We start from the raw sequence: 14,714 nt of genomic DNA, 5'->3' as shown, positions 1-14,714 counted from the left end.
CCAGTGTCGAACCAACTGCAGCGCCGCCTCGCCCTGCTCGACGACGAGGACCACCGCGCCCTGCTTGGCCAGGGCCTGCGCGGCATCGAACGCGAAACCCTGCGCGTGGACCGGCACGGCCACCTGGCGCGCACCCCGCATCCGCGCGCGCTCGGTTCGGCACTGACGCATGCCCAGATCACCACCGACTACGCCGAGGCCCTGCTGGAGTTCATCACCCCGGCCGAACACGACATCTCGACCGTGCTGAACCACCTGGACGCGATCCACCGCTATGCGCACGCGCGCCTCGGCGACGAAATACTGTGGAGCGTGTCGATGCCGGGCGAGCTGCCGCCGGAAGAAGCAATCGAGATCGCCTGGTACGGCAAGTCCAACCTGGGCATGCTCAAGCACGTCTACCGGCGCGGCCTGGCGCTGCGCTACGGGAAGGCGATGCAGTGCATCGCCGGCATCCACTACAACTACTCGCTGCCGGAAAAGCTGTGGCAGCTGGTGGCTGCCAGCGAAGGCATCGTGGAAGAGCGCCGCCATGCGCTGCGCGACTTCCAGTCCGAGAGCTACATTGCGATGATCCGCAATTTCCGCCGCTACAGCTGGCTGCTGATGTACCTGTTCGGCGCCACGCCGGCCCTGACCACCAGCTTCCTGCGCGGCCGTCCGCACCAGCTCGAGACGCTGTCCGATGACACCCTCTACCTGCCCTACGCGACCAGCCTGCGCATGAGCGACCTGGGCTACCAGAACGATGCCCAGTCCGGCCTGCGTCCGCACGAGAACAGCCTGGAAAGCTATGTCACCAGCCTGATGTCGGCCGTGAACACGCCCTACGAACCGTATGCGGCGGTCGGCACCCGGAAGGACGGCGAATGGATCCAGCTGTCCACCAACGTGCTGCAGATCGAGAACGAGTACTACTCGACGATCCGGCCGAAGCGCGTGATCCGCACCGGCGAGCGTCCGGTGCAGGCGCTGTGCAACCGCGGGGTGCAGTACATCGAGGTGCGCTGCCTGGATGTCGATCCGTTCGAACCGGTCGGCATCAGCCTCGAGACGGGCCGCTTCCTGGATGCCTTCCTGCTGTTCTGCGCGCTCGAGGAAAGCCCCCCGATCAGCCCCGAGGAAGGCCAGGTCCATGCGCGCAACTTCGCGCGCACCGTGAAGCAGGGACGCGATCCAGGCCTGACCCTTACCCGCGATGGCGCCGAGCTGCCGCTCAGGGACTGGGCGCTGGAGCTGGTCGAGCGCATCCGCCCGCTGGCCCGGCTGCTGGACCAGGAACACAACGACGGCGATGTGCACACTTCCTCGCTCGACCTGCAGCAGGCCAAGATCACCAATCCGGCACTGACCCCGTCGGCGCGGGTGCTGGAAGAGATCCGCAGCCTGGGCTCGGCGGCAGCGTTCGGGCTGCGCCAGAGCCAGCTGCATGCGGCCAGCTTCCGTGACAGCCCCCTGATGCCGGCCGAGGAAGCGCTGTTCGACGAGATGGCGCGCAAGTCGCTGGAGGAACAGGCGCAGATCGAGCGCAGCGACAGCGGCAGCTTCGACGACTTCGTCGCGGCCTACAACAGCAGCACCTTGTGCGGCAACCACCACTGAGCGTGCCCGCCACCGCTGCTACCGCCACCCGCGCCGCATGCTCACGTTCTACAACGAACACCACGGCCTGCAGCCGGCCTGCGCCGGCGCCGCGCCATGGGACGGGCAAGCCGCTGCGGTCGGCCTGACGCTGGCCGAACTCGAGCGCCGCGGACTGGGGCGCATCGTCACCCCGCACGCCGTGTCGCTGGCCTCGCTCGAGCGCGTGCATGCGCCGCGCTACCTGCACTTCCTGCGCAGCGCCTGGAGCGACTGGAGCGCATATGGGCCGGACCACGGCGAGGCACTGCCGGCCCCGCTGCTGGCCCGGATTTGGCCGCCATGCGGCGCGCCCGGCGCGGCGGAGCCGGAGGACTTCATCGCGCGCCTCGGGCTGTTCGCCGCCGACAGCTGCACGCCGCTGGGCGCCGGCACCTGGCGCGCGGCCAGGCAGGGCGCCGACTGCGCCATCAATGCCGCCCATGCGCTGCGCGTGGGCGAGCGCGCCAGCTTCGCGCTGACCCGCCCGGCCGGCCAGCATGCGCGCGCCGCCGGTTTCGGCGGCGGCTGCTTCCTGAACAATGCGGCGCTGGCGGCCCAGCACCTGCTGGACGACGGCCTGGGACGGGTGGCGATCCTCGACCTCGCATCCCATCACGGCCACGGCACCCAGGACATTTTCCATGAACGTGCCGATCTGCTGTTCGTGTCGCTGCACCTCGACCCGCGCCGGGACTACCCCTACTATGCCGGCCATGCCGGCGAACAGGGGGCCGGCGCGGGCCTGGGCACCACCATGAACCTGCCGCTGGCGCGCGGCTGCGGCGCCGCGGCCTGGCACGCGGCGCTGGAAAGCGCCTGCCTCAAGCTCGCCATGTTCCGCCCCGAGGCGCTGGTGGTCTCGCTCGGCGGCGGCCTGGGACCAGCCTTCGGCCTGCAGGGCGGCGACTGCCTGCGCATCGGCGAACGGCTCGCGCACCTGGGCCTGCCGGCCGCCTTCGTGTTCGAAGGCGGGAACGGGAGCGGCGCCGTGCACATCCTCGAAGGTTTCGAAACCGCCGCCTGAGCCTCGCGCCACGCGGCCTTACCCTTGCTTACCATGATCGACTGGCAGTTTTCCCATTTCAACGACCTCAGCACCGCCGACCTGTACGAAGTGCTGGCCCAGCGCCAGGATGTCTTCATCCTCGAACAGACCTGCCTCTACCCCGACATCGACGGCCTCGACCCGCGCGCCCACCACCTGCTCGGCTGGCACAGCGTGGACGGCGTGCGGCGCCTGGCCGCCTACCTGCGCGTGCTCGGCCCGGGCGTGAAGTACGAGGAAATGTCGCTCGGCCGCGTGATCACGGCCAGGTCCGCGCGCGGCCTGGGCGCCGGGCGCGCGCTGCTACAGGAAGGAATTGCGCGGGCCGAAGCCCTGTATCCGGGCCACCGCATCCGCATCGGCGCCCAGCAGTACCTGGAGCGTTTCTACCAGGGCTTCGGTTTCCGGACCGTGTCGGCGCCCTACGATGAGGACGGCATCCTGCACATCGACATGCTGCGCTGATGCGGAATCAATGTGGCCGGTGCATGGCGAATTTTCCCGCGGCATAGAGCACGAGGGCGGCCAGCAGCAGCCAATAATCGGGCTCTTCCTGGAGGGTCGTCGGGCGCGGGCAAGCCAGGACCGGCGTGGCCAGCTGGGACAGGAAGGAAAGGCGGAAAGAAAGGCGGGGCATGGCGGCGGATGTGCAGGTCGTTGGAACCTGCAGCATCGGCCATGCGGCGAGGCCGGCGTGTGCGCCAGCGCAGGAGTGCGCGCTGCGCCGGGACGCGTGTCCCGGCGCGCCTTACATCAAGGCAGTTTGCACTGGGCCGAGGTGCCGGCGCAGGTCAGGGTGATTTCGAACACCAGGCCGTTGTTGGGCGGGATGCCGTTGCCGCCGCGCGCGCCGTAGGCCAGGCTGGCCGGGACTTCGACGGTGCGCTTGCCGCCCACTTTCATGCCGGTCACGCCCTGCTGGAAGCCGTCGATGATGCCTGGCGCGCCCAGGTCGAAGGAGAAGCTGCCGTTTTCCAGGCGCGTGCCCTTGTGGTCGGCGGCCGAGGCGCTGTACAGCCACAGGATGTAGCTGACGGCGACGTGCTTGCCGGCGGTCGCTTCGGCGCCGGTGCCGAGCGCGTTGTCGGTCTTGACCAGGGTGGTCGGGTTGTTCGGGTTGACGACCTCGGCGCCGGAATCACCGCCGCCACCGCCGCAGGCGGTCAGGCTCAGGATGGCGACAAAGGCGGCGATCAGGGGGAACTTCAGCTTCATGTTAATCCTTCGGGTAGATGCGGGAAAATGTAAACCTTGAAACCACGCACCTTACCCTACGGCAGTATCACTGTGTGTCCAGCCTTTGTATTTTTTTGTAAGTCGGGCCAGGTTCAGATCTCGACCTGGGTGCCCAGTTCGATCACCCGGTTCGGTGGAATCTGGTAGTAGTCGGCGGCGGCGCGCGCATTGCGCGACAACATCGCGAACAGGTGCTCGCGCCACGGCGCCATGCCGCGTCCCGGGGTCGAGATCACGGTCTGGCGCGCGATGAAGAAGGACGTCTCCATCATCTCGAAGCGCAAACCGAGGCCGCCGCACTGGCGCAGGATGCCCGGAATGTCCGGTTCGTCCTTGAAGCCGTACTCGACGTTGAGCTGGAAGCAGTTGTGGCCCAGTTCCACGATGTCCACCTGTTCCTCTGCCGGCACCCAGGGCTCTTCGCGCATGTGCACCGTGAGGAAGACCACACGCTCGTGCAACACCTTATTGTGTGAGAGATTGTGCAGCAGCGCATGCGGAACGCCATCGCTTTCGCCGCGCAGGAACAGTGCGGTACCTGGCACGCGCGCCGGCGGCGCCACGAACAGCGAATCCATGAAGGCGTCCAGCGGGATCGCGTGCTTTTCCAGGTTCTCGAACACCAGCTCACGCCCCCGCTTCCAGGTCAGCATCAAGGTCAGCAGCACGCTGCCGAGCAGCAGCGGGAACCAGCCGCCATGGAACAGCTTGAGCGTGGTCGAAGAGAACAGCAAGATGTCGATCACCAGGAAGAAGCCGGTCGCGCCCAGGCACAGCGCCAGCGGAAGGTGCCAGCGGTAGCGGGTGACGAAGAAAGTCAGGATGGTGGTCGCCATCATGGTGGCGGTGACCGCGATGCCGTAGGCGCCGGCCAGCTCGTCCGAGGAACCGAAGCCGATCACGGCGATCAGCACGATGGCGAGCTGCGCCCAGTTCACCGCCGGGATGTAGATCTGGCCGATCTCGCTTTCCGACGTGTGCAGGATCCGCATGCGCGGCAGCAGGCCCAGCGCGATCGCCTGCTTCGTCATCGAATAGGTGCCGGAAATGGTCGCCTGCGAGGCGATCACGGCCGCCATGGTCGACAGCAGCACCAGCGGGATCACGCTCCAGGTGCCGAGCTGGTGGAAGAAAGGATTCTCGACCGCGCCAGGGTCATTGATCAGGAGGCCACCCTGGCCAAGGTAGTTCAGCGCCAGCGCCGGGAAGCAGATCGCGAACCAGGCCAGGCGGATCGGCTTGCGACCGAAATGGCCCATGTCCGCGTACAGCGCTTCGGCCCCGGTAATCGCCAGCACCACCGCGCCCAGCGCGACAAAGGCGAGCAGCTTGTTATCCAGCATGAAGCGCAGCGCGTGCCAGGGATTGAGCGCGTTCAGGACCACCGGCGCTTCGGCGATGTTGATGACGCCCATCACGGCCAGCGCGATGAACCAGACCAGCATGACCGGCCCGAAGAAACGCCCGATGCCGGCGGTGCCATGACGCTGCACGCTGTAGAGAAGCACCAGCACCACCACTGCCAGCGGCACCACATAGTGCGACATGCCGGGCGCCGCGACTTCCAGGCCCTCGATCGCGCCCAGCACCGAAATGGCTGGCGTGATCACGCTGTCGCCGTAGAACATGGTAGCCCCCAGCACACCGATGACCAGTAGCGGGAAATGCCAGCGCGAGGACCTGCTGACCGACGTGGTGGCCAGCGCCATCAGCGCCATGATGCCGCCTTCGCCGCGGTTGTCGGCACGCAGTACCAGGGTCACGTACTTGAGCGAAACGATGATCGTCAGGCTCCAGAAGATCAGGGACACGATGCCGAGGATGTTCGGCGTGGTGAGGGGCAGGCCGTGTTCCGGGTCAAAGATCGCGCGCAGGGTATAGAGCGGGCTGGTGCCGATGTCGCCGTAGACGATGCCGACGGCTGCCAGCGTGAGCGCTGCAACACTGCTTTTTTTATTTTGGGTACTCAATTTTGCCCCGTACGAGGATTTGGTGCAGCGCACCATAAATTAGAGGAAAGGAAATTGCAAGTACATTCTGCACTAAGGTGCGCGCGGCGGGAAACGCCGACCGTGTCTGCAGAGATTGTGCGCATCGGGGATAATGGCGACCTAGCAATCGCCCCCCTTCCCTCTCCATGCGTTCCGGTATCCTGTCCGCCGCCCTGGCCTTCCTGTGCTGGGGCCTGTTCCCTATTTACTTCCATGCGATCGGCGAAGTGCCGCCGGTGCAGATCCTGGCGCACCGGGTGCTGTGGTCGCTGGCCTTTCTCCTGGTCGTACTGGCGTTCCGGCGCCAGTGGGGCTGGCTGGCGCAGGTACGCCAGCCGCGCGTGTTCTGGAGTTTCGTCGCCTCCGCCTTGCTGCTTTCGACCAATTGGCTGGCGTATATCTGGGCAGTGAACAATGGCCATGTCATCGAGGCCAGCCTCGGCTACTTCATCAACCCGCTGGTCAACATCATGTTCGGCTACCTCATCCTGAAGGAGCGCCTGCGCCAGGTGCAGTGGGGTGCGATCGCGATCGCCGCGCTGGGCGTGGGCTGGCTGACCTGGCAGTCCGGTTCGGTTCCCTGGATCGCGCTGTTCCTGGCCGCTTCGTTCGGCGGCTATGGCCTGCTACGCAAGACCGCGGCCCTGGGCGCGCTCGAGGGACTGTCCTTCGAGACCATGGTGCTGTTCCCGTTCGCAGCCGCCTATGTGGCCTGGCTGAGCATGAGCGGCGAGAATGCTTTCCTGAATACGGCCTCGGACGGCACCCGCCTGCTGCTGGCCGCGGCCGGGCCGATCACGGCGATTCCGCTGCTGCTGTTCGCCAGCGGCGCCCGCAGGATCCCGCTGTCGATCCTCGGCCTGCTGCAATACCTGTCGCCGACCCTCCAGTTCCTGCTGGGCGTGTGGCTGTTCCACGAGCACTTCGACAATGACCGCCTGGTCGGCTTCCTGATGATCTGGGCCGCGCTGGCCCTGTTCGCGGGCGAAGGCCTGTGGCGCAGCCGCAAGCTGCCTGACAGGAAAGCATGACGCACCCTGCGGGACACAAAAACCTGTGTCCCGCGCGGGTTCTGTCGTATCCTCTGCACCTTGATTCAACACCAGAGTTAAAACATGGCCAACTACGTCTATACCATGAACCGCGTGGGCAAAATCGTCCCGCCAAAGCGTCAAATCCTGAAAGATATCTCGCTGTCCTTCTTCCCGGGCGCCAAGATCGGCGTGCTGGGCCTGAACGGCTCGGGCAAGTCGACCCTGCTCAAGATCATGGCCGGCATCGACACCGACATCCAGGGCGAAGCGCGCCCGATGCCGGGCCTGAACATCGGCTACCTGCCGCAGGAACCGCAGCTCGACCCGGACAAGACCGTGCGCCAGGAAGTGGAATCCGGCCTGGGCGAAGCGTTTGAAGCGCAGGCCAAGCTGGAAGCCGTGTATGCCGCCTATGCGGAAGAAGACGCGGACTTCGACGCCCTCGCCAAGGAACAGGAGCGCCTGGAGTCGATCATCGCCGCGGCCGACGGTGGCAACCTGAACCTGCAGATGGAAATGGCCGCCGACGCGCTGCGCCTGCCGCCCTGGGACCAGAAGATCGGCGTGCTGTCGGGCGGCGAGAAGCGCCGCGTGGCGCTGTGCAAGCTGCTGCTCTCCAAGCCCGACATGCTGCTGCTGGACGAGCCGACCAACCACCTGGACGCCGAATCGGTCGAGTGGCTGGAGCAGTTCCTGCTGCGCTTCCCGGGCACCGTGGTGGGCATCACCCACGACCGCTACTTCCTGGACAACGCCGCCGAATGGATCCTGGAACTGGACCGCGGTTCGGGCATCCCATGGAAGGGCAATTATTCCTCGTGGCTGGACCAGAAGCAGGCGCGCCTGAAGCAGGAAGAAGCGACCGAATCGGCGCGCCAGAAGGCGCTGGCCAAGGAACTCGAATGGGCGCGCCAGAACCCGAAGGCACGCCAGGCCAAGTCCAAGGCTAGGTTAGCCCGCTTCAACGAGCTGAGCGAATTCGAATACCAGAAGCGCAACGAGACGCAGGAGATCTTCATTCCCGTGGCCGAGCGCCTGGGCAATGAAGTCATCGAGTTCAAGAACGTCTCGAAGGCTTTTGGTGACCGCCTCTTGATCGACAACCTGTCCTTCACCGTGCCGCCGGGCGCGATCGTCGGCATCATCGGCCCGAACGGCGCCGGCAAGTCGACCCTGTTCAAGATGATCGCGGGTAAAGAGCAGCCGGACAGCGGCGAAGTCGTGATCGGCAAGACCGCCAAGGTCTCGCTGGTGGACCAGAGCCGCGACGAACTGGCCAACAACAAGACCGTGTTCGAGGACGTCACCGGCGGCGCCGACCTGCTCAGCGTGGGCCGCTTCGAGATGCCGTCGCGCGCCTATCTCGGCCGCTTCAACTTCAAGGGCTCGGACCAGCAGAAGATCGTCGGTAACCTGTCGGGCGGCGAACGCGGGCGCCTGCACCTGGCCAAGACCCTGCTGCAGGGCGGCAACGTGCTGCTGCTGGACGAACCGTCGAACGACCTCGACGTGGAAACCCTGCGCGCGCTGGAAGACGCCCTGCTCGAGTTCGCCGGCAGCGTGATGGTGATCTCGCACGACCGCTGGTTCCTGGACCGCATCGCGACCCACATCCTGGCCTTCGAAGGCAATTCGCAAGTCACCTTCTTCGACGGTAACTATCAGGAATACGAAGCCGACAAGAGGAAGCGCCTGGGTGAGGAAGGCGCCAAGCCGAAGCGTATCCGCTACAAGCCGCTGACCACCTGAGCATCACCCAAGCGTTTGTTTCGTAAAGGAAATCCCCGCATCGCGGGGATTTTTTTTCGCGCGGAAACGAACGCGGCAAGCCCGAGGCGGTGTGTAGAATCCTTGCGATGAGGGCCGGTTGGCCTGGATGTCCGTTGCCTTTGCAAGGCGCGGACTGACGGAACCCATGACTGATTACCGCCACAACCGCGTCCCGGGTGGGACATTCTTTTTTACGGTGCGCCTGCTCGAACGTGGCAGCACCTTGCTCACAGACCATATCTCCGCCTTTGGTGAAGCCATGCGGCTGGCGCGCACCCGCAAGCCTTTCCATGTCGATGCCTGGGTCGTGCTGCCGGACCATGCACATGCCATGTGGACCCTGCCGCCGGGCGACCATGACTGTTCCAGCCGCTGGCGCGCGGTCAAGATCGCGTTCTCGAAAGCGCTGCGCAAGGCCGCGGTGCCGCATGCCAGCGATGGCAGCATCTGGGAGCGGCATTACCAGCACTACCGCGTCGGCGACGACGAGGAGTACGCGGCACTGGTCGACTACACCCACCTGGACGCCGTGCGCCACGGCCATTGCAGCCACCCGCGCGACTGGCCCTGGTCTTCGCTGCACCGCTTCGTCAACGCCGGCCATGCGGCACCGGCGCCGGAGCTGATCGTGCCGCCCTGGGTACTGCGGCCACAATCGCAGGGCTTTGCCCGGCTCTAGTACACGGACAAGAAAAAAGGCCCCGCAGGGCCTGAATGCCGTTCAGTTAAGGGGGCGTAGGGTGGGCGGCTACGCCGCCCACGCGGTGATAGTTAGCCGATGGATAGCCGTACGTGATGATTTCGCAGCTGGTTGACCGCGTGGGCGGGAATCTAGTCCACTGGACTAGATTCCCCCGCCCACCGTACAAATACTCCCAGCACTGCTTAACTGAACGGTATTACCCGCAGGGCCTTTTCCTTGGTTGCCGTCAGGCTCAGAAGGCGTATTTCGCGCCGATGGTCCAGACGTCGGCCTTGGCGCCGACATCCTTGCTCTTGCCGTAGCGCTCGTATTCGCCGATCAGCGACACGTTCTGGTTCAGGCGGTACTCCGCGCCCAGCGCGCCGTAGGCTTCGGTCTTGCTGCGGCTCATGTTTTGCAGCGCATTGACCGTTTCCAGTTCACTCTTGGTGCGCGCCGCGCCCAGCTTGCCATACACCGAGAACTGCTCGTTGACCGGCACACTGGCCTTGGCCGCCAGGTAGACGGCGTGGCCGCTGGTCTCGCCGCGGGTATTGACGCCGCCGATCGAGTAATTCACGTCCGACTTGCGGAAATCGGTGTAGCCCGCTTCCACGCCCCAGTTCTGGTTGAAATCATAGCCACCGAAGAGCTTGCCCGAAGCCTTGTAGCCTTCGGTATCGACATTGGTGGCGCCAGAGCGCTTGAACGCATGATCGGCGCTGGCAACGCCGGCACCGACATAGGCGCGCGGCGCAGTCGTCTGGGCCTGGGCCGCTGACATGGCAGCGGCGGAAGCGATCAATGCAACGATAAGCTTTTTCATGCGTGAATCCTTTACTTGTCTTGGCTGGTTCACGATTCCGTATGAATCGCGATATCCCAAGATAGCATCCACGCAAGATCGAAACCGTCCCAATCCCGTAAGAACTGTAAGAAAATGTAAATTACTGACCGATTAGTCAAATATACACAACAGAAAATGCCGAACAAAGGCACAGTGTTAGATGATGTTACGGAAAGTTAGGTTGATACGCGCGCCCAGTGGCTTGCTTGTTTTGTTGATCCCATGCAACCAGTTGGCTTGCAAGGCTCCTCCCATGAACAGCAGGCTGCCATCGGTCAGCGCCAGTTTCAGCGTTTCTCCACTGCGCCTGTGCCGCAGGATGAAGGTACGCGTAGCGCCGAAACTGAGCGAAGCGATGGCCGGCTCCGGGCCCAGTTCCGGTTCGTCATCGCTATGCATGCCCATGCTGTCCCGGCCATCGCGGTAATAGTTCAGCAGCACGCTGTTGTAGACGTGGCCGGTTGCGGCCTGCGCGGCGCGGCGCAGCGTGTCGAGCAAGGGAGTGAAGGGCAAGGGCGCCAGCGCCAGCCCCGCATAGCGGTAGCCCTTGTCGCCATGCCAGGCGCTCAGGCGCGGCTGCAGGTGGCGCTTGCCGTAAACGACCACGGTTTCCGCGCGCCACGCGGTCTCCTCGACCAGGCGCGCCAGCACGGTCTCGTTCGGCCAGGGCAGCGCCAGCTGTGCCAGGAACGCCAGCTCGCCGTCGCGGATGGGGATGGGCGTGAGCGCCGCGGCTTCAGAAAACAGATCCATGCTGCGGTTTCACGCCTATGATGTCGATTTTCCACATGAACGCATTTTCGCATGGATAAACGTCATTTCCTGGGCGCGGCGCTGGCTTCCGGCACCCTGCCCCTGGCCTCGGCCGCCAGTCCGCGCCCGCCCCGGGGGCCGGCCCTGCTGACCATCACCGGCGCCATCGGACGCAGCAATCGCGGCCCGCGCGACCCGGTGCGCGACCAGATGATGTTCAAGCAGAAGCTGGATTTTACCCGCGCGTTCGCGCTGGATTTCGACACCGTCGCGGCCTTGCCGGCCAGGACCATCCGGCCGACCCTGGAGTACGATGGCAAGCCCCATGCGCTGCGCGGCCCGCTGCTGGTGGACGTGCTGGCCCTGGCCGGCGTCCGGACCGATGGCGCCGCGCAGGTAGTGCTGCGGGCAGTGGATGGCTATGCCGCCGCGGTCCCGATGGCCCGGCTGCGGGCCTGGAACTACCTGGTGGCCACCGAACTCGACGGCCAGCCGATGGCGCTCGGCGGCCTCGGTCCCCTGTGGGCCGTCTACGACGCCGACCGCGTGCCGGACATGGCGGCGCGGCCGGTGCAGGAACGGTTCGGGAACTGCCCATGGGCGCTGTACCACATCGAGGTACAGGCGTGAGCTGCGCTCAGGCGTAGGCTTCGGCCAGGCTCATTACGCGCGGGGTGACAGCGATGCCGACCCCGGTGAACAGGGCCTCGATCGCGGCCAGGTTGGCGCTGCACTCCTCGGCCTTCCAGCCGTTGAACAGGTCGCTGCCATCCTTCTGGAAATGCAGGTCCAGCACCTTGCCCTTGTCCTTGTGGACATAGCTCTGCTGGTGAGTATTCTTGAAGCCAAGCTGCGCCAGGCCGGCCAGGACGGCTTGCGGCGGATGGTCCGGATCGGTCGCCAGGAACACACCAAAGGTCTTGCCCGGCGGCTTGGCAGCGACGTCGACTTCGTAGATGCCGGGGGACCTGGTGACACTGGTGCTCTTCAGGAACAGCATGTTCTCTCCTTCTCCTGGTATCCGCGACGCCTGGCTGGCGGCACCGCATGGGTTATCAACGTCCTAGCTTATTGCTCTCTAGGAACTTTGTCGATCTCCATGTGGTCTTTTTTCGCTTTAGCGCAGCACCAGGCCCCATACAGTGCCGCCAATTAACAACGCACTGGCCAGCATGCCGGTCACGAAGCCGATCTCCCGGCGTGCCGGATCGCGGTAGTAGCCGAGCGCGTAGGCCACCCGGCCCAGGCCCCACAGTAGCCCGCCGGCGGCGGCCCAGGCATCGCCCAGGAAGAAGGCGCACAGCCACAGCGGCACCAGCACCAGCGGCAGCTGTTCCAGCGTGTTGGCCTGCACCCGCTGGCAACGCTGGAAGGCTTCCGGGCCTTCCATCGAAGGCGCGGGGATGCCGTGGCGGATACGCGCGCGGCCGGCGTTCACGCCAGTCCAGAAATACACGCCGAGGGCGGCCAGGGTGGCCCAGGCAGTCAGGTACATCGCAACTCCAGTCAGTGAGGAAAGTTCAGGAAACGCCGCGCTTGCGGCGGGCCAGGTCGGCGGTCGGGGCCACCAGCGCCTCGTACAGCTGCCCGGTGGCCGGGTGCCAGCGGCTGACGGCCTCCTGCTGGCGCGCCACCGTGGCATGGTCCCCGCGCGCCACCGGGCCGCTGAGCGCGGCTTCCGGTCCGAGGCGGAACACATTGGCCAGCGCCTCGCTTGCCAGCGGGCGCGCCAGTTCGCGCGCCACCTGTTCCGGGACCCCGGCCGCGACGTAGGCGCGCAGGGCCGCGTCGAGCACCGTTACCAGGTAGTTCGATGCGAACACGGCGGCCGCGTGATACACCGTCTTTTGGGCAGGATCAATGCGCACGGTGCGCGCCCCGATCGTGCCGAAGCCTGGTTCCAGCACGGCCAGTGCGGCGGCATCGCCTTCCACGCCGCAGTAGGTGCCGGCAAAATCGGCAGCCACCGCTTGCGGGTCGGCGAAGCTGCGCACCGGGTGCACGCTGGCCACCAGGGCACCGGCCGCACGCGCCGCCGCCAGTTCGCTGGAAGCCTTGGCGCCGCTGCAGTGGAACACGATGGCGCCGTCCAGCTGGGCGGCGGCGGCCAGGCGTTCGCAGGCCGGGACGATCGCGTCGTCGCCCACCGCCAGCATCCACACACTGGCCGGGCGCATCGCCTCCACCGATGCACATACGCGGCCGGCGCCGATGAAGGCGACCGCCGCGCGCGCGCTGTCCGCGCCGCGGGTCAGCACGTCCTGCACCGTAAAGGCGCCGCTGGACGCGAACAGGCGCCCCAGCACCCGGCCCACATGGCCGGCGCCGACCAGGTTCAGCGTCGGCGCCACCTCAGAAGCCGGCGCCGGGCAGGGCCAGGTAGGCCAGTTCTTCCGGCGTGGATGCGCGGCCGAGGATCGGGTTACGGTGCGGGAAGCGGCCGAAGCGCGCGATCACGCCGCGGTGGCGGTGCGCATAGTCGAGCGCTTCGCCGAAACCCTCGTGGGCGGCGGCCAGTTCGGTAAACAGGGTCACCGCCTGTTCCTGCATGCGCGCGTCTTCCGCGTGCTCGAAGGGCATGTAGGCGAACTGGCGCTCGACCGGCGGCAGGGCCAGGTGCGTGCCGGACTCCACCAGCTGGTGCGCCGCCGCCAGCGCCAGCGTGTCGCCGCCGAAGGACTCCGGCTGGCCGCGGTAGGCGTTGCGGGTGAACTGGTCGAGCACCAGGATGCGCGCCAGGATGCCGCGCGGGCCCTGCTCATCCCATTCGCGCAGTCCGCCAGCCACCGCCTGCTTGATCAGGCCGTCGAAGCGCTCGCGCAGCGCGGCATCGAAGGCGGCGTCCTTGCGGAACCATTCGATGCGCTGTTTGCCATGGCCCTCGCTGCCCTCGGGCAGGAACCAGAAATCGAGAACGTCTTGTGCTTGCATTGGAGTCACCCCAATTATGGATTAGCCGAAGCTATCGTTGTGATTGTTATGCTTAATTGCGGGCGTGGGACAGCTGGAAGGCTTCCAGTCCCTCGAACGCGGCCAGCTCCTCGGCCAGCTCGGCCAGCGAGGCGCCGCTCTTGCGCGACAGCGCCAGCGCCACGAAGCGCCATTCCTGGCGTCCGGCATCGCTGCTGATCGTGAGCGAGCTGCCGGCGATCTCGTAGCCGCGCTCGAGCGCGGCCTGGCGCAGCACATCCTCGCGCGGCATCACTTCCGGCTTGAAGCGCATGCGTACCGCCACCGCGTGGCGCGAAGGCAGGATGGTTTCCAGCCGGTTCAGGTAGATCATGATCATCCCCGAAAAGAAGGCCAGGCCCATCGCCGCCAGGTAAAACCCCACGCCGACCAGGATCCCGATCGCGGACGAGGCCCAGATCGAGGCCGCGGTGGTGAGGCCGCTGATATTGAAACCTTCGCGCATGATGACGCCGGCGCCGAGGAAGCCGATGCCGGTCACCACGCCCTGGATGATGCGGGTCGGATCGACCGGCGCCAGCACGCCGGCATGGCCGCCATACCATACGTCCGGATAGCCGGCCAGGATGGTCAGCGCGGCCGATGCCATGCACACCAGGCCATAGGTGCGCATGCCGGCCGCGCGGCCGTGGTAGGCGCGCTCGTAGCCGACCAGCAGGCCGAGCGCCAGCGCGCCCGCCAGGTGCAGCAGGATCAGCGCATTGATGTAAACGCTGGATTCGGACCAGTAAGTGGCAAGCAGGGGATTGGAGGGCATAGGCCT

Annotated in this window: 17 protein-coding genes; 7 read left to right on the top strand and 10 right to left on the bottom strand. The window is 66.0% G+C overall.

Going from position 1 to position 14,714, the window contains the following annotated elements:
- Nucleotides 1-3: 3 nt before the first annotated feature.
- The 3 genes from gshA to LCI23_RS02555 are packed head-to-tail and all read left to right on the top strand — an operon-like array spanning nt 4 to nt 3,133.
- Nucleotides 4-1,602, top strand: coding sequence for a glutamate--cysteine ligase (gshA, locus tag LCI23_RS02565; RefSeq protein WP_224943729.1), 1,599 nt, complete (start codon nt 4-6; stop codon nt 1,600-1,602).
- Nucleotides 1,603-1,639: 37 nt separating this feature from the next.
- Nucleotides 1,640-2,647, top strand: coding sequence for a histone deacetylase family protein (locus LCI23_RS02560; RefSeq protein WP_224943559.1), 1,008 nt, complete (start codon nt 1,640-1,642; stop codon nt 2,645-2,647).
- A gap of 33 nt (nt 2,648-2,680) precedes the next feature.
- Nucleotides 2,681-3,133 carry a GNAT family N-acetyltransferase gene (locus LCI23_RS02555; RefSeq protein ID WP_224943727.1) on the top strand — a complete coding sequence of 151 codons (453 nt, stop codon included), beginning with the start codon at nt 2,681-2,683 and terminating at the stop codon, nt 3,131-3,133.
- 7 nt (nt 3,134-3,140) lie between these two features.
- Here the strand turns inward: LCI23_RS02555 and LCI23_RS02550 are convergent, their stop codons facing one another.
- From LCI23_RS02550 to LCI23_RS02540, 3 genes are all read right to left on the bottom strand, one after another.
- Nucleotides 3,141-3,305, bottom strand: a complete 165-nt coding sequence (locus LCI23_RS02550) for a hypothetical protein (protein WP_224943556.1) — start codon at nt 3,303-3,305, stop codon at nt 3,141-3,143.
- Between the two features lie 116 nt (nt 3,306-3,421).
- A complete protein-coding gene (locus LCI23_RS02545) occupies nt 3,422-3,883 on the bottom strand; it encodes an FKBP-type peptidyl-prolyl cis-trans isomerase (RefSeq protein WP_224943553.1) in 462 nt (153 codons plus the stop codon).
- Nucleotides 3,884-3,996: 113 nt separating this feature from the next.
- Complete coding sequence (locus LCI23_RS02540) at nt 3,997-5,874, bottom strand: potassium transporter Kup (protein WP_224943547.1); 1,878 nt, start codon at nt 5,872-5,874, stop codon at nt 3,997-3,999.
- A 167-nt stretch (nt 5,875-6,041) separates the two neighbouring features.
- Between LCI23_RS02540 and rarD the strand changes: the two genes are divergently transcribed.
- From rarD to LCI23_RS02525, 3 genes are all read left to right on the top strand, one after another.
- Nucleotides 6,042-6,926, top strand: a complete 885-nt coding sequence (rarD, locus tag LCI23_RS02535) for an EamA family transporter RarD (RefSeq protein WP_224943544.1) — start codon at nt 6,042-6,044, stop codon at nt 6,924-6,926.
- An 84-nt stretch (nt 6,927-7,010) separates the two neighbouring features.
- Nucleotides 7,011-8,678: an energy-dependent translational throttle protein EttA gene (gene ettA, locus LCI23_RS02530; protein ID WP_224943535.1), complete on the top strand. Its 1,668-nt coding sequence runs from the start codon at nt 7,011-7,013 to the stop codon at nt 8,676-8,678.
- 166 nt (nt 8,679-8,844) lie between these two features.
- Nucleotides 8,845-9,378 carry a transposase gene (locus tag LCI23_RS02525; RefSeq protein WP_224943531.1) on the top strand — a complete coding sequence of 178 codons (534 nt, stop codon included), beginning with the start codon at nt 8,845-8,847 and terminating at the stop codon, nt 9,376-9,378.
- A 256-nt stretch (nt 9,379-9,634) separates the two neighbouring features.
- Here LCI23_RS02525 and LCI23_RS02520 read toward each other — a convergent pair whose 3' ends face one another.
- Together LCI23_RS02520 and LCI23_RS02515 are read right to left on the bottom strand one after the other, a co-directional pair.
- A complete protein-coding gene (locus LCI23_RS02520) occupies nt 9,635-10,207 on the bottom strand; it encodes an outer membrane beta-barrel protein (RefSeq protein ID WP_224943527.1) in 573 nt (190 codons plus the stop codon).
- Nucleotides 10,208-10,384: 177 nt separating this feature from the next.
- Nucleotides 10,385-10,981: an alpha-ketoglutarate-dependent dioxygenase AlkB gene (locus LCI23_RS02515; protein WP_224943524.1), complete on the bottom strand. Its 597-nt coding sequence runs from the start codon at nt 10,979-10,981 to the stop codon at nt 10,385-10,387.
- A gap of 51 nt (nt 10,982-11,032) precedes the next feature.
- Between LCI23_RS02515 and LCI23_RS02510 the strand changes: the two genes are divergently transcribed.
- Nucleotides 11,033-11,611 carry a molybdopterin-dependent oxidoreductase gene (locus LCI23_RS02510; protein ID WP_224943523.1) on the top strand — a complete coding sequence of 193 codons (579 nt, stop codon included), beginning with the start codon at nt 11,033-11,035 and terminating at the stop codon, nt 11,609-11,611.
- A 7-nt stretch (nt 11,612-11,618) separates the two neighbouring features.
- Here LCI23_RS02510 and LCI23_RS02505 read toward each other — a convergent pair whose 3' ends face one another.
- From LCI23_RS02505 to LCI23_RS02485, 5 genes are all read right to left on the bottom strand, one after another.
- Nucleotides 11,619-11,981, bottom strand: coding sequence for a hypothetical protein (locus LCI23_RS02505; RefSeq protein ID WP_224943522.1), 363 nt, complete (start codon nt 11,979-11,981; stop codon nt 11,619-11,621).
- A 117-nt stretch (nt 11,982-12,098) separates the two neighbouring features.
- The gene (locus LCI23_RS02500; protein WP_224943521.1) at nt 12,099-12,476 is read right to left on the bottom strand and encodes an MAPEG family protein; all 378 of its coding nucleotides are present in this window, start codon (nt 12,474-12,476) and stop codon (nt 12,099-12,101) included.
- 25 nt (nt 12,477-12,501) lie between these two features.
- Nucleotides 12,502-13,332 carry a Rossmann-like and DUF2520 domain-containing protein gene (locus LCI23_RS02495; RefSeq protein WP_224943520.1) on the bottom strand — a complete coding sequence of 277 codons (831 nt, stop codon included), beginning with the start codon at nt 13,330-13,332 and terminating at the stop codon, nt 12,502-12,504.
- Between the two features lies 1 nt (nt 13,333).
- Nucleotides 13,334-13,912, bottom strand: coding sequence for a DUF924 family protein (locus tag LCI23_RS02490; protein WP_224943519.1), 579 nt, complete (start codon nt 13,910-13,912; stop codon nt 13,334-13,336).
- A 52-nt stretch (nt 13,913-13,964) separates the two neighbouring features.
- Nucleotides 13,965-14,708, bottom strand: a complete 744-nt coding sequence (locus tag LCI23_RS02485; RefSeq protein WP_224943518.1) for an MgtC/SapB family protein — start codon at nt 14,706-14,708, stop codon at nt 13,965-13,967.
- Nucleotides 14,709-14,714 lie beyond the last annotated feature (6 nt).

This window comes from Massilia sp. MS-15 (assembly GCF_020176695.1).
Taxonomy (GTDB): domain Bacteria; phylum Pseudomonadota; class Gammaproteobacteria; order Burkholderiales; family Burkholderiaceae_D; genus Telluria; species Telluria hydrophila.
Note: the sequence above shows the minus strand (reverse complement) of the source record. Positions and strands in the feature narration are given on the sequence as shown.

Bases quoted from the DNA above. Each gene is read 5' to 3' on its own strand.
- LCI23_RS02515 (WP_224943524.1), bottom strand. From the start codon at position 10,981: ATGGATCTGTTTTCTGAAGCCGCGGCGCTCACGCCCATCCCCATCCGC.
- LCI23_RS02505 (WP_224943522.1), bottom strand. From the start codon at position 11,981: ATGCTGTTCCTGAAGAGCACCAGTGTCACCAGGTCCCCCGGCATCTAC.
- LCI23_RS02520 (WP_224943527.1), bottom strand. From the start codon at position 10,207: ATGAAAAAGCTTATCGTTGCATTGATCGCTTCCGCCGCTGCCATGTCA.
- LCI23_RS02555 (WP_224943727.1), top strand. From the start codon at position 2,681: ATGATCGACTGGCAGTTTTCCCATTTCAACGACCTCAGCACCGCCGAC.
- LCI23_RS02545 (WP_224943553.1), bottom strand. From the start codon at position 3,883: ATGAAGCTGAAGTTCCCCCTGATCGCCGCCTTTGTCGCCATCCTGAGC.
- LCI23_RS02525 (WP_224943531.1), top strand. From the start codon at position 8,845: ATGACTGATTACCGCCACAACCGCGTCCCGGGTGGGACATTCTTTTTT.
- ettA (WP_224943535.1), top strand. From the start codon at position 7,011: ATGGCCAACTACGTCTATACCATGAACCGCGTGGGCAAAATCGTCCCG.
- LCI23_RS02510 (WP_224943523.1), top strand. From the start codon at position 11,033: ATGGATAAACGTCATTTCCTGGGCGCGGCGCTGGCTTCCGGCACCCTG.
- LCI23_RS02485 (WP_224943518.1), bottom strand. From the start codon at position 14,708: ATGCCCTCCAATCCCCTGCTTGCCACTTACTGGTCCGAATCCAGCGTT.
- LCI23_RS02560 (WP_224943559.1), top strand. From the start codon at position 1,640: ATGCTCACGTTCTACAACGAACACCACGGCCTGCAGCCGGCCTGCGCC.
- LCI23_RS02490 (WP_224943519.1), bottom strand. From the start codon at position 13,912: ATGCAAGCACAAGACGTTCTCGATTTCTGGTTCCTGCCCGAGGGCAGC.
- LCI23_RS02550 (WP_224943556.1), bottom strand. From the start codon at position 3,305: ATGCCCCGCCTTTCTTTCCGCCTTTCCTTCCTGTCCCAGCTGGCCACG.
- rarD (WP_224943544.1), top strand. From the start codon at position 6,042: ATGCGTTCCGGTATCCTGTCCGCCGCCCTGGCCTTCCTGTGCTGGGGC.
- LCI23_RS02500 (WP_224943521.1), bottom strand. From the start codon at position 12,476: ATGTACCTGACTGCCTGGGCCACCCTGGCCGCCCTCGGCGTGTATTTC.